This window comes from Actinoplanes sp. KI2 (assembly GCF_025630775.1).
GTDB lineage: Bacteria > Actinomycetota > Actinomycetes > Mycobacteriales > Micromonosporaceae > Actinoplanes.
Map to the genome: position 1 here is coordinate 115,262 of NZ_JAOSZE010000007.1, position 12,696 is coordinate 127,957.

The 12,696-nt window shown below is 72.3% G+C and carries 15 protein-coding genes; 9 read left to right on the top strand and 6 right to left on the bottom strand.

The window, feature by feature from the left end; genetic code table 11:
- Window positions 1–16: 16 nt before the first annotated feature.
- Window positions 17–619, bottom strand: coding sequence for a DNA-binding response regulator (locus ODJ79_RS09245; RefSeq protein ID WP_263022926.1), 603 nt, complete (start codon window positions 617–619; stop codon window positions 17–19).
- Window positions 616–1,695, bottom strand: coding sequence for a sensor histidine kinase (locus tag ODJ79_RS09250; protein ID WP_263022927.1), 1,080 nt, complete (start codon window positions 1,693–1,695; stop codon window positions 616–618). The genes ODJ79_RS09245 and ODJ79_RS09250 overlap by 4 nt, the downstream gene beginning before the upstream one ends.
- Window positions 1,696–1,810: 115 nt before the next feature.
- Between ODJ79_RS09250 and ODJ79_RS09255 the strand changes: the two genes are divergently transcribed.
- The 6 genes from ODJ79_RS09255 (at window position 1,811) to dmpG (ending at window position 6,695) form a co-directional block, all read left to right on the top strand.
- Window positions 1,811–2,422, top strand: coding sequence for an ABC transporter ATP-binding protein (locus ODJ79_RS09255; protein ID WP_263022928.1), 612 nt, complete (start codon window positions 1,811–1,813; stop codon window positions 2,420–2,422).
- Window positions 2,419–3,132, top strand: a complete 714-nt coding sequence (locus ODJ79_RS09260) for an ABC transporter permease (RefSeq protein ID WP_263022929.1) — start codon at window positions 2,419–2,421, stop codon at window positions 3,130–3,132. Before ODJ79_RS09255 ends, ODJ79_RS09260 begins: the two co-directional genes overlap by 4 nt.
- A 29-nt stretch (window positions 3,133–3,161) precedes the next feature.
- Window positions 3,162–3,920 (top strand): IclR family transcriptional regulator, encoded by a 759-nt coding sequence (locus tag ODJ79_RS09265; protein WP_263022930.1) that lies wholly within the window; start codon window positions 3,162–3,164, stop codon window positions 3,918–3,920.
- A 74-nt stretch (window positions 3,921–3,994) separates the two neighbouring features.
- Window positions 3,995–4,765, top strand: coding sequence for a 2-keto-4-pentenoate hydratase (locus ODJ79_RS09270; RefSeq protein WP_263022931.1), 771 nt, complete (start codon window positions 3,995–3,997; stop codon window positions 4,763–4,765).
- Window positions 4,765–5,688 (top strand): acetaldehyde dehydrogenase (acetylating), encoded by a 924-nt coding sequence (locus ODJ79_RS09275; RefSeq protein ID WP_263022932.1) that lies wholly within the window; start codon window positions 4,765–4,767, stop codon window positions 5,686–5,688. Before ODJ79_RS09270 ends, ODJ79_RS09275 begins: the two co-directional genes overlap by 1 nt.
- A complete protein-coding gene (dmpG, locus tag ODJ79_RS09280; protein WP_263022933.1) occupies window positions 5,685–6,695 on the top strand; it encodes a 4-hydroxy-2-oxovalerate aldolase in 1,011 nt (336 codons plus the stop codon). The genes ODJ79_RS09275 and dmpG overlap by 4 nt, the downstream gene beginning before the upstream one ends.
- Window positions 6,696–6,714: 19 nt before the next feature.
- Here dmpG and ODJ79_RS09285 read toward each other — a convergent pair whose 3' ends face one another.
- From ODJ79_RS09285 to ODJ79_RS09300, 4 genes are read right to left on the bottom strand one after another with little or no spacing between them, the layout of a single operon-like run.
- Window positions 6,715–7,650, bottom strand: coding sequence for a 2,3-dihydroxyphenylpropionate 1,2-dioxygenase (locus ODJ79_RS09285; protein ID WP_263022934.1), 936 nt, complete (start codon window positions 7,648–7,650; stop codon window positions 6,715–6,717).
- Window positions 7,647–8,525 (bottom strand): alpha/beta fold hydrolase, encoded by an 879-nt coding sequence (locus tag ODJ79_RS09290; protein ID WP_263022935.1) that lies wholly within the window; start codon window positions 8,523–8,525, stop codon window positions 7,647–7,649. The genes ODJ79_RS09285 and ODJ79_RS09290 overlap by 4 nt, the downstream gene beginning before the upstream one ends.
- Window positions 8,522–9,031, bottom strand: a complete 510-nt coding sequence (locus tag ODJ79_RS09295) for a cupin domain-containing protein (RefSeq protein WP_263022936.1) — start codon at window positions 9,029–9,031, stop codon at window positions 8,522–8,524. The genes ODJ79_RS09290 and ODJ79_RS09295 overlap by 4 nt, the downstream gene beginning before the upstream one ends.
- The gene (locus ODJ79_RS09300) at window positions 9,031–9,825 is read right to left on the bottom strand and encodes an SDR family oxidoreductase (RefSeq protein WP_263022937.1); all 795 of its coding nucleotides are present in this window, start codon (window positions 9,823–9,825) and stop codon (window positions 9,031–9,033) included. The genes ODJ79_RS09295 and ODJ79_RS09300 overlap by 1 nt, the downstream gene beginning before the upstream one ends.
- A gap of 18 nt (window positions 9,826–9,843) precedes the next feature.
- Here ODJ79_RS09300 and ODJ79_RS09305 point away from each other — a divergent pair, with 18 nt between their 5' ends.
- The 3 genes from ODJ79_RS09305 to ODJ79_RS09315 all read left to right on the top strand — a co-directional run bounded on the left by ODJ79_RS09305 (window position 9,844) and on the right by ODJ79_RS09315 (window position 12,661).
- A complete protein-coding gene (locus ODJ79_RS09305) occupies window positions 9,844–10,620 on the top strand; it encodes an IclR family transcriptional regulator (protein WP_263022938.1) in 777 nt (258 codons plus the stop codon).
- 83 nt (window positions 10,621–10,703) lie between these two features.
- Window positions 10,704–11,171: a cupin domain-containing protein gene (locus ODJ79_RS09310; RefSeq protein WP_263022939.1), complete on the top strand. Its 468-nt coding sequence runs from the start codon at window positions 10,704–10,706 to the stop codon at window positions 11,169–11,171.
- Window positions 11,172–11,173: 2 nt separating this feature from the next.
- Window positions 11,174–12,661: a flavin-containing monooxygenase gene (locus tag ODJ79_RS09315; protein WP_263022940.1), complete on the top strand. Its 1,488-nt coding sequence runs from the start codon at window positions 11,174–11,176 to the stop codon at window positions 12,659–12,661.
- Window positions 12,662–12,696 lie beyond the last annotated feature (35 nt).

Sequence of the window (12,696 nt, forward strand, 5' to 3'; positions counted from 1 at the left end):
ACCGGAGTTGAAAGGCTCAGATCCAGCCCTGCTGCCAGGCGTGGTGAGCGGCCGCGTGCCGGGTGTCGGCGCCGAGCTTGGCCATCGCGGCGGAAAGGTAGTTGCGGACCGTGCCGGGGGCCAGGTGCACGGTGGCGGCCACCTCGGCGATCGGGGCACCACCGCGGACCACGGCCAGGATCTCCAGTTCACGGTCGGTGAGGGGGCACTCGTCCTCGGTCAGGGCGCTCGCCGCGATCTCCGGGTCCACGTAGCGGCGACCGGAGTGAACCGCCCGGATGATCTCGGCGAGGCGAGCGGCCGGGGTGGTCTTCGGGACGAAACCGGCGACGCCGGCGGCCAGCGCGCGGCGCAGCACGGCCGGGCGGGCGTGCCGGGTCACCAGGACCACCGGGATGTCGAGTCTCGACCGGATCTCGGTGGCCGCCCGCAAACCGTCACCGGGCGGCATCTCCAGGTCGAGGATCGCGAGGTCGGAGCGCTCGCGCCGGGCCACCTCGACGGCGGTCACGCTGTCGGCGGCCTCACCCACCACGGTCAGGTCCGGTTCCAGGGCGAGCAGGGCGGCGAGAGCGCCCCGGATCAGGCCCTCGTCGTCGGCGAGAAGCAGCCGGATCACCGAACCACCGCCATCGGCAGGGCCGCCGTCACGGTGAACTCGCCGTCCGTACGCCGGAATCGCAGGCTGCCACCGGCGGCCGTGAGCCGGTCGCGGAGCCCGGCCAGGCCGCCCGCAGGTCCGTCCGGGCCGTCGAACGGGTTGTCGTTGACGAAACGCAGTGCCACGTCGCCGGTCAACGCGATCTCGCAGCGGGCGGCGGTGCTGTGCCGCAGCACATTCGTGGTGCACTCGCGCACGACCAGGCCGAGCAGGTTCTCCACGGCCGGCGGGAGGACCGGCGGATCCGGCGGCAGCGAGATCGATGACCGGATCCCGGCGGCGTCGAGGACCCGGGCCGCGTTGGCGATCTCGGTGTCCAGGGACACCGCCCGGTAGCCGCGGACCAGTTCCCGGGTGTCGCCCAGCGCCTGCCGGGCCAGCTCTTGCACCTCGCGCATCTGTTCGGCGGCGCGGGCCGGGTCGGTGCCGGCCAGCCGCTCGGCCAGTTCACTCTTCAACGCGATGACCTGGAGGTTGTGGCCCTGGATGTCGTGCAGTTCGGCGGCGAAGCGGCGGCGCTCGCCGGTGACCGCGGTGGTCCGCTCGGTGTGCCGGGCCCGGTCGAGGCGGTCCGCGACGGCGCACATCCAGAGCTGGGCGTAGACCCCGGCGGTGCACAGCGCGGTGACGGCCAGGTCGGAGAGGGCGCCGCCGAGGTGCCGGCCGCCGGCCAGGGAGGCGGCGAACGCCAGCGCCGCTCCGGCCGGCCACAGCCTCCAGGCCGGCCGGGGGACACCCGCGAGCACGACGGCCAGCGGCAGCACCCACGGGAATCCGCCCTCGCCGGTGATCCGCGAGTACAGCAGCAACCCGGCCGCGGCCAGGGCGGCGATGATCGTCATGGCGGTCGGCGGCGGTGGCGTGCCGAGCACCGGCACGGCCAGCAGCCGGCCGGCGACCACGCACACCGGGACCACCACGGCGAACACGGCGGCCCGCGCGGCGGTGGTCCCCGGTTGGATCACGGTGAGCAGCACGACGCCGGTCAGGCAGGCGAGCAGGGTGTACCAGTTGAGGCGGCGCAGGGATGTCACGCCACCATGATGCGGTTCGATGCGGCCGGGACGCGAAAGTTGATGACATCTGTCATTCGGGCTCGTGTGGGCCTGACACTACGACCCCGGCGGCCCGGCGCTGATAGTCGACGGCATGAACGCTGTTTCGTGCCGGGGCCTGCGGTTCGCGTACGGTCCCCGCGGTGTTGACCTTGAAGTTTCCGCCGGAGAGATGGTCGCCCTGGTGGGTGTGAACGGCGCCGGGAAGACCACCACCATGGAGCTGCTGCTCGGACACCGGCGGCCGGCCGGTGGCACGGTCCGCGTGCTGGGCCGGGATCCCTACGCCGAACGCCGCCGCCTCGCCACCGAGGTGGGCGTGGTGCCGCAGGACAGCGGCCTGGCACCGGATCTCACCGTGGCCGAGACGCTGCGGTTGTGGCTGCGCCTGCACCGCCGTCCGGTCGGCGCGGAACTGCTGGGCGCGGTGGACCTGGAGCACCGGGCCGGGATGCGGGTACGGCAGCTGTCCGGCGGCGAACGGCGGCGCCTGGATCTGGCCGTCGCCCTGTGCGGACGGCCGCGGCTGTTGCTGCTCGACGAGCCGACCTCCGGGCTCGACCCGTACTCCCGGGCGCGGACCTGGAAGCTGCTTCGGGAACACCGCGACGCGGGTACGTCGATCCTGGTCAGCACCCACCATCCGGAGGAGACGGAAGGGTCGGCCGACCGCACCGTGGTGATGGACGGCGGGGTGCTGCGATGAGGGCCTGGCTGCTGCTCGCCGGCGCCGAGTTCACCATGCTGCGCCGCAGCGCGTTCACGCTGTCGATGGGCGCGGTGCTGCCGCTGGCGCTCGGCGGGCTGATCCTGTGGGCGGAGGCGGACACCGGGCGGGCCGGTCCGGGAACGGCTGCCGGGTTGCTGCTGGTCACGCTGATCACGCTCACCGCGTACGTCTCCGGCACCACCACCCTGGCGTCCCGCCGGCAGCAGAACGTGCTGCGCCGGCTGCGCGGCAGCGGCGCCTCCGACCCGGCGATCCTGGCCGCCGCCCTGACCCCGCCCGCGGCGCTGACCCTGGCCCAGGCGCTGCTGCTGTCCGTCGCCCTCGACCTGCGCGGGGTCCGGCACGGCCCGCTGCTGCTGGCCGTGCTGGCCGGAATCCTGGTGGCCTGCGCGCTGGCCGCCCTGACCGCGGCCTTCACCTCGGCGCCCGAGTTGGCGCAGCTGACGACCACGCCGATCGCGCTGGCGTTCCTCGGTGGCGCGTTGTGGGCGGCCCGCACCCCGCCGGCCGAGGTGGGCTGGGCGATGACGCTGCTGCCCGGAGCGGCGATCACCCAGCTGACCCGGATCGCGTGGCGGGTTCCCGGCTCGGGCGGCTCGCTGATCGCGGTGGCGCTGCTGCTCGGCACGGCCGTGGCGGCGGTCGCGGTGGCCACCCGGGTCTTCCGCTGGGATCTACGCCGCTGAGACGGCCGGGCCCGGACTAGGCTTTCGCCATGTCGGTCATCGGGAAGGTGTCGATGATCCTGGATGCATTCACTCCCGAGGACCGCGGTGTGAAATTCGCCGAGTTGCAGCGGCGCACCGGGCTGGCGAAGTCGACCCTGCACCGGTTGACCCAGGAGATGGTCGAGGCGCGACTGCTCGACCGGGCGTCCGGCCGGTTCCATCTCAGCAGCCACCTCTTCACGCTCGGGATGCGTGCCTCGGTGGAGCGGAGCCTGCTCGAGGTGGCCACACCGTTCCTGGAGGACCTCTACGAGCGCACCCACGAGACCGTCCACCTGGGTCTGCGGGAGGGCACGGAGGTCGTCTACGTCGCGAAGGTGGGCGGGCACCGCCAGGCGCGGGCGCCGTCGCGGCTGGGTGGGCGGCTGCCGCTGCACGCGACGGCGATCGGCAAGGCATTGCTGGCGTTCGCTCCCGAGCAGGTTCGGGCGCAGGTGCTCGCTGCGCCGCTGCCGCGCCTGGCGCCGCGGACGGTGACCTCGGCGTCGATCCTGCGCCGCCAGCTCGACGAGGCGATGCGTACGGGGGTCGCGTTCGAGGCCGAGGAGTCGGCGGTCGGCATCGTCTGTATCGGCGCGCCGGTGCTGGACGACGATGCCGTCGCGGTGGCGGCGGTGAGTGTGGCGGGGCCCGCGGACCGGTTCCACCCGCGTCGGTACGTCGACGCGGTCAAGGCCGCGGCCGGTGGCATCGCGGCGACCCTGGCCCGCCAGGCCTTCCTGCTCGACCCGGATGGTTCCGGATAGCGTAGACCCGGATGGTTCCGGATAGCGGAACTCCGCGATGGTGCTGCCGATGCCGCGGCGGGATCGTGGCCCGCATGACGTCACCTGCGGCGCGACGGCTGCTCGAGGCAGCCCGGAGCGCGTCACCCTGTGCCCCCGTCCGGGACCTGATCGGCGCGGACGACATCGCCGCCGCGTACGCCGTCCAGCAGGAGGTGGTCGCGGTGCGGCGGCGCAGCGCGCGGGTCGTCGGGCACAAGGTCGGTCTCACCTCGGCGGCCGTGCAGCGGCAGTTGGGTGTCGACCGCCCGGACTTCGGGGTGCTCTTCGACGACATGGACGTGACCGGAGTGGATCCGGTGCCGGTCGGCGGGCTGCTGCAACCGCGGATCGAGGCCGAGGTGGCGTTCCTGCTCGGCGCCGACCTCGGCGGCGAGATCGCCCTGGAGGGCGTGCTCGCGGCCGTGGACGCGATGGCGCCGGCCCTGGAGATCGTGGACAGCCGGATCGCCGGCTGGGACATCACGATCGCGGACACCATCGCCGACAACGCGTCGAGTGGCCTGTTCGTGCTGGGCGCGGGCCGGGCTCGGCTCGACGAGGTGCGGCCGGCGGACATCGAGATGGAGCTCAGCGTCGACGGCCGGATGGTCGCGAAGGGGTCCGGAGCCGCGTGCCTCGGCGACCCCCTCGCCGCACTGGCGTGGCTGGCCGGGGCGGCGCTCGAGCTGGGCGATCCGTTACGGGCCGGGCAGTTGGTGCTCTCCGGGGCGCTGGGCCCGATGGTTCCCGTGGTCCCCGGCACCACGGTCACGGCCACGTTGACCGGCCTCGGCACGGTCTCGGCCCGATTCGCGGACTGCTGATGCGTACGAAGGTCGCGGTGATCGGTCCGGGCAACATCGGCACCGACCTGATGATCAAGCTGGTGCGGCTGTCGGAGCGGCTGGAGATGGCCGCGATGGTCGGCATCGACCCGGCCTCGGACGGGCTGGCGCGGGCCGCCCGGCTCGGCGTGCCCACGACCGCGGACGGCGTGGACGGGCTGATCGCCATGGACGGCTTCGCCGACATCGAGATCGTCCTCGACGCCACCTCGGCGCGCTCGCACGTCGTCAACGACGCGAAGCTGAGCCCGTACGGCAAGACGATGGTGGATCTGACGCCGGCCGCCATCGGGCCCTATGTGGTTCCGGCGGTCAACCTGGACTCGGTGCTGCCTGCCCGCAACCTCAACATGGTGACCTGCGGCGGGCAGGCGACGATTCCGATCGTGGCGGCCGTGTCCCGGGTCGCCCCGGTGCCCTACGCGGAGATCGTCGCGTCGATCGCGTCGAGGTCGGCGGGGCCGGGCACCCGCGCCAACATCGACGAGTTCACCGCCACCACCGCGCACGCGATCGAGAAGGTCGGTGGTGCGGCCCGGGGTAAGGCGATCATCGTGCTGAACCCGGCCGAGCCGCCCTTGATCATGCGGGACACGGTGCTGTGTCTGGTCGATGCGCCGGGGGAGGCCACCCGCGCCCGGATCGGTCACGCGGTCGAGGAGATGGTCGAGGCGGTCGCCGGCTACGTGCCCGGCTACCGGTTGAGGCAACGGGTCCAGATCACCGCGGTCCCGCAACGGTTGCCCACGCTCACCGGTGACGCCGCGGTCACCCATCAGGTGTCGGTGTTCCTGGAAGTGGCGGGGGCGGGGCACTACCTGCCCGCGTACGCGGGAAATCTGGACATCATGACGTCGGCGGCCGTCGCCGCCGCGGAGCGCATCGCGGAGGCGAACCGGTGAGGCTGTTCATCCAGGACGTGACGTTGCGGGACGGGATGCACGCCGTGCGGCACCGGATGGAGCCCGGCACCGTGGCGAAGATCGTCGGCGCGCTCGACGCGGCCGGTGTGGACGGCATCGAGGTCGCGCACGGCGACGGGCTGGCCGGCGGCAGCCTCAGCTACGGCCCCGGCTCGCACACCGACTGGGAGTGGATCGAGGTCGCGGCGGCGACCGTCCGCCGCGCCCGGCTCACCACCCTGCTGCTGCCGGGCATCGGCACGATCGCAGAGCTCAAGCGGGCGTACGCGATGGGCGTTCGTGCCGTGCGTATCGCCACCCACTGCACCGAGGCGAACGTGGCGGCGCAGCACGTCGCCACCGCCCGCGAGCTCGGCATGGACGTCGCGGGCTTCCTGATGATGAGTCACCTGACCGACGCCGCGACGCTCGCCGGCCAGGCCCGGCTGATGGAGTCCTACGGCGCCCGATGCGTGTACGTGACCGATTCCGGCGGCCGACTGATGATGAGCGGTGTCCGCGATCGGGTCCGCGCCTTCCGGGACGTGCTCGATCCCGCCACCGAGATCGGCATTCACGCCCACGAGAACCTGTCCCTGTCGGTGGCCAACTCGATGACGGCGGTCGAGGAGGGTGCCACGCGCGTCGACGCGTCGCTGGCCGGGCAGGGCGCGGGCGCCGGCAACTGCCCGATCGAGCCGTTCGTGGCGGTGGCGAACCTGTGCGGCTGGGAGCACGGCTGCGACCTGTTCGCGTTGCAGGACGCGGCCGAGGACCTGGTGCGCCCGTTGCAGGACCGCCCGGTGCGGGTCGATCGGGAGACACTGACCCTCGGGTACGCCGGCGTCTACAGCTCGTTCCTCCGGCACGCCGAGTCGGCCTCCGGACGTTACGGCGTCGACGTCCGGGCGATCCTGGTCGAGGCCGGCCGGCGTGGCCTGGTCGGCGGCCAGGAGGGTCTGATCGTCGACATCGCCCTGGATCTGCTCAGCGCACGGCAAGGGTAGTGCGGATGCCCATGCCGGCTCAGCGCACGGCAAAGGTGGTGCCGATGCCCATGCCGGTGATCCACTCCGGGACGGGCTCGTAGCTGTCCCAGACCAGGGGAAGCTCGACCGCCGCGTGCCCGACCAGCCAGGTGCGCACCTCGTGGCCGCCGCTGCCGGCCTCGTGCTCCAGCTTGTCGTGGCCCAGCGCGACGATCGGGTCGAGGTCGAGGGTGTGGAGTTGGCGCAGGAACCACCGGTCCCAGTCGGTGTTCACGGGGGCGTCCGGGTTTCCGGCCAGGGCGCGGATGTGTGGTTCCCGGGCCGCGGCGAACGCGCGGGCGTCCGCGCGGCCGTGGATCAATGACTCGCGGCGCTCGCCGGACACCGACGGGTCGCGCGGGTCGTTGGACGGCAGCCAGTGTGAGAGGCCACCGCTCGCAACCACCAGCACGCGTTCGGGTCCGGGGCAGCGCCGGATGGCGTCGCCCAGTGCCCGGCCCAGCGCCACGCAGCGGCCGAGGCCGGGCAGCGGTGGCGCGGCGGTGTTCAGCACCAGCGGCACCAGCGGGATCCCGAGGCCGCCGGTCGTCATCTCGTAGCTCTGCACGACGCCGTGGTCGACGGTCAGCGCGTAGGACAGCGACAGGTCGAACCCGGCGTCGCCCAACCCGTCGCGGACCGCCCAGGCCAGCTCGGACGCGATCGGCAGCGGGCCCTCGGTGCTGCCGAAGTCACCGAACCCGGTGGCGGCCTCGACGCCCAGCACGAACGGCGGCATCTGGTCGTAGAAGTTGGCGTGGAAATGGTCGGGGCCGATCACCACCACCGCGTCCGGTGACAGGCCGGCGACCGCGGCGGCCACTCGCGCGGCGTCGGACAGGAACCGGCCACCGGGCTCGCCCTCGCCGTCCGGCGGCAGCAGCGTGGCGAACGGCGAGTGGGACATTCCCACGAAGCCGACGATCTCGCTCATGACGGGTCCTTTCCGTCCCGGAGGAAGTCACGGTGCGCCCGGAGGTATTCGCCGACCTTCTCCCATTGCGGCCAGTGGCCGGCGTCGGGAATGACGTGCAATCGCGCGTCCGGCAGCCAGCCCAGCAGCATCGCGGCCTCGTCGAGCCCGCCGGTCGGGTCGTGCTCGGTCCACAGCAGCAGGGTCGGTGCGCCGATCTTGCCGACCCACTCGGGTCCCCAGGCGAAGTGCTTGCGGACCAGCGGATCCTGGAGCACGAGCGTGTTCGTGATGGCCTGCACGAAACCCGGTCGGCGGTAGACCGCGCGACGCAGGTTCACCAGTTCGTCGGTGACCATCTCCTTGTGGTGGAACAGGAACTCGACCCGCCGACGTACGGTCTCGTCGCTGGGATCGCGGACCGCGGCCATGGTGCTGTCCCGCATCCGGGCCATCACCTCGGGCTTGTTCGCGATGTTGCCGGGAGTGTTCAGCACCAGGCGGTCGACCCGCCCCGGGCGGAACGCGGCCGTCCACGCCACCACCCAGCCGCCGAGTGACTCCCCGGACAGGTGGGCCCGCTCGATGCCGAGCGCGTCCATCAGCCCGATCAGGTGGTCGGAGAGCACGTCGATGGTGTACGGGTGATCGGGCGTGTCCGACCACCCGTGGCCGACCATGTCGTAGGCGGTCACCCGGAAATCGGCGGCGAGCCCGGCGATGTCCCGGGCGTAGGCCTCCAGGTGGCCTCCGGTGCCGTGCAGCAGGATCAGGTCCGGGCCGCGGCCGGCCCGCAGGACCCGGGTGCGACATCCGCCGACGTCGACGTGCCGCACCTCGTGGTCCACGGTGGCGAGTTCGCCCCAGATGCTGATGTGGTCGGGCAGCAGGCTCATGGTCGCTCCGCATGGTCGCCGAATCGGGCGCGGGCCTCGCCGACCGTGGCCAGGCCCGCGCTCTGCCGGCGGGCGATGCCGAGAGTCCCCAGCAGCCGCGAGTTCTCGATGGTGAGGAACTCGGCCGGCTCGTCCGCCGCATCGTTGTAGTGCCGGTGCCAGGTCCACGGCGGCGTGTAGATCAACGCGCCGGTGGCCCACTGCTCGACGTCGTCCTCCAACTCGGTGTGCCCGCGACCGGAGATCACGTAGTGCACCGTCTCGTGGTAGTGCCGCTGCATGTCCGAGCTCAGCCCGGCCGGGATGGTCTGCCGGAAGATCTCGAACGTGCGGGTCGGCAGCGTCCCGGCGATCCGCAGCTCGCTCGGGTTGTGCACCTGCGCCGCGGGCAACGTCTGCAGTTCGTGGTCGTGCACGACGATCGGCCACGCCCGGTCGGGTCGTACCGCCGCCGTGATCGCATCGAGGAAGTCCGCCATGTCGAAGGCCGGGCCGGACTGCGCCATCAGGGTGTCTCCGTTCTGCCGCCGTCGACCGTGAGTACGGTCCCGTTCACGTAACTTGCCGCCTCCGACGCCAGGAAGGCGACCACCGCGCCGACCTCGCCGGGCCGGCCCGCGCGTCCGGCCGGGACGGTCGCCACGTCGGCGGCGTCCAGTTCCGCGTACGTGGCGCCGGTGCGGTCCGCGCGGGCGGTGAGGACGGCCCGCCGCCGATCGGTGGCCGTGGGCCCGGGTGCCACGCAGTTGACCGTGACGCCCCGGTCCGCGTACTCGCGGGACAGCAGCTTCGCGGCGCCGGTGACCGCGGCCCGGAGCACGACACTTGCGGCCAGGTCGGGCTGTGGCTGGCGAACGGCCGTGGAGGTGACGACGACGACGCGGCCGAAACCGCGTACGGCCATCGCCGGCAGGGCCCGCCGGGCCAGCCGCAGCGGGCCGCGCAGCAGCAGGTCGAACGCCCGTTGCCAGGCCGCGTCGTCGACGGCCAGGATGCGGCCGGGGGCCGGGCCACCGGCGTTGAGCACCAGCACGTCGGCCACGTCGGCCTCCGGTGGGCAGTCGATGGCCAGGTCGGCGACGACGGTCGTGACCTCGGCGCCGGTGCGTTCGGCGAGCGCGGCGGCGGCCTTGTCGAGCGCTTCCCGGCGGCGGCCGACCAGCACGAGGTCGTGACCCGCGCGGGCGAGACACTCCGCGGCGGCGTACCCGATGCCCGACGCGCCGCCACCGATCAGGGCGGACCTTCTGCTGATGGCGGCCTCCTCAGATCGGCGGATGAGGGCTAGCCTGACCGCCATGACGTCCAGGTCCCTACCGTGAGTCCCGCTGAACGGGACACAGGTTCGGCTGCGGGCCTTGGCGCGCTGGACCGGGCGGCCGCGATCCTCGGTGCCTTCGACGAGCAGCACCGGGAGTTGACCCTGGCCGCGCTGGTCGCGCGCGCCGGCCTGCCGCGCTCGACCACGCACCGGGCGGCCGACAAGATGCTGAAGCTGGGGTGGCTGGACAAGCCGGCCGGCCGCTACCGGATCGGCAATCGGCTCTTCGAGCTGTCCGGCCTGGCGCCGGTGCGGCACGAACTGCGTGAGGCGGCCCTGCCCTATCTCCAGGACCTGCACCACGCGACCCGCATCACCGTGCAGCTCGGCGTGCTGCACGGCACCCAGGTGCTCCTGGTCGAGAAGATCACCGGGCACCGTCCGATGCCGATGCTGTCGCAGGTCGGTTCGCTGCTGCCGGCGCACTGTTCGGCGCTCGGGCGGGCCATCCTGGCCTACGGCGACGAGGCGACCGTCCAGGCGGTGATCGACGCCGGGCTGGAGCGGCGGACGCCCCGCACGATCTGCACGGCGATCGCGCTGCGCCGGGAGCTCGCCGCGATACCCGAGCGCGGCCTCGCCGTCGACCGCGAGGAGGGCAACATCGGGATCAGTTGCGTGGCCGCGCCGATCTTCGGGCCGTTGGGCACGGTGGTGGCCGCGGTCTCGGTGACCGGGCCGACGGCCATGGTCCGCGCCGAACGGGCCGGGCCCGCGGTCCGCCTGGCCGCGGCGGCGACCTCGCGGGCGTACTCCGGAATTCGTTCCCGCTGAGCGGGACGGAGGCTTGGGTCGCGGCCATCGTGGCCTCCACGCTCTGATCCAGCACACACCTCGGTGGAGATGGGGAGGCGATCGTGAGTCTCGGCGGCGGTTACATGCTCAGTTCACGCAAGGGGACGCAGATCCCGGCGATCGGGCTGAACATCACGATGAAGACCAACGGGGCCTCGACCCGCGAGGCGTATTCACTGTTCGAGTACGCGATCCCAGCCGAGACGAACGGGCCACCCGCGCACCTGCACACCCGCGAGGACGAGTCGTTCGTCTGCCTCGCCGGACGCCTCGACGTCACGCTCGGCGGCGAGGAGTTCACCCTCGCCTTCGGCGACTATCTCTACCTTCCGCGCAACGTCGTGCACACCTTCCGCAACCCGTACGGCGAGGAGGCCCGCGTCATCTCGGTGGTGTCGCCGGCCGGCCTCGAGGAGTACTACCAGGCCCTCGGCGCGCTGCCGCCGGGACCGAAGGACATGGCTGTCCTCAGGCCCATCATGGAAGAGTTCGGCATCGAACTTCAGATGCCGCCGGTCGGGGAACGCTGACCATGCGCGTCGGGATCATCGGAGCCGGTGTTGCCGGGCTGGCCACCGCCAAGACGCTGCTGCAGGCCGGACACGAGATTGTCGTCTACGAGTCGGCGCCCGACGTGGGCGGGGTGTGGAGCCGCACCCGCCGGTACCCGGGCCTCACCACGCAGAGCGCGAAGGCGACATACGGGCTATCCGACTATGCGATGCCGAGAGACTTCCCCGAGTGGCCGTCCGGCGCCCAGGTGCAGGCGTGGCTGGCGGCATACGCCGTCGAATTCAAGGTCGAGCCGCACCTGCGCCTGTCGACCCGGGTCGAGCGAGCCGAACGCGCCGGAGACCGCTGGACGCTGATGCTCTCGACCGGCGACGTCGACACGGTCGACCGGCTGGTGGTCGCCAACGGCGTCTTCTGTGAACCCCAGCTGCCGGATCTTCCCGGCCTGGCATCGTTCCAGCAGGCCGGCGGCGAGGTCCTGGCCGGCACCCAGGTGCACGACGCGGAGATCGCCCGCGGCAAGCGTGTGCTGGTGGTCGGCTATGGCAAGTCGGCCTGCGACGTGACCGTGCCGCTGAGCACGGTCGCGGCGAGCACCCACGTGATCGCCCGGCAACTGCTGTGGAAGGTGCCGCGCAAGATTGCCGGAGTGCTCAACTTCAAGATGCTGCTGCTGACCCGGATGGGCGAGGCGCTGTTCCGCTATCACCGGCTCCGCGGCGTCGAAAAGTTCCTGCACGGGCCGGGCAACCCGGTGCGGCGCTCGATGCTCGACTCGCTCGGGTCGGTGTCGGTACGGCAGTACAACCTTCGCCGGCTCGGCCTGGTGCCGCGGGGGACGATGGAGGGCATCATCAAGGGCGCCATCGGGCTGTGCACCGAGGGCTTCTTCGAAGGTGTCGCGGCGGGCACCATCGTCGTGCGCCGCGACACCACCATCACCCGGTTGCTCACCCGCGGCGGCCGCCCGATGGCCGCCCTGTCCGACGGCACGGAACTGCCGGCCGACCTCGTCGTCTGCGCGACCGGTTTCCGGCAGGGTGTGCCGTTCCTCGACGCGGACACCCAGCGGCGCCTCTTCGACGAGCGCGGCAACTTCCGGCTCTACCGTCAGATCCTGCCGCCGGACGTGGAGGGGCTCTACTTCAACGGTTACAACTCGTCGTTCTTCAGTCCGCTCAACGCGGAGATGGCGGCGGTGTGGATCACTGCGCACCTGGCCGGCGCGGTGCCGCTGCCCGATCCGGCGGCGATGTGCCGCCAGGTGGAGGCCCAGCTCGCCTTCATGGACACGGCCACCGATCGGCACCACTGCCGCGGCACGAAGATCATTCCCTTCTCCCTGAAGAACCTCGACGAGGTCCTCGACGACCTCGACCTCAACATCGGCCGATGGGGCCGCGCCGCGCAATGGCTCGCACCGGTCGACCCGTCCGCCTACCGGGCCGTCACACCGGCCCTGGTCGCGAGGCTGCGCGCCCGCGAAGACGCGTTCGAAAACGCCTGACATTGTTGACCTTGCCGCGCGGCAAGGTCGTAGCG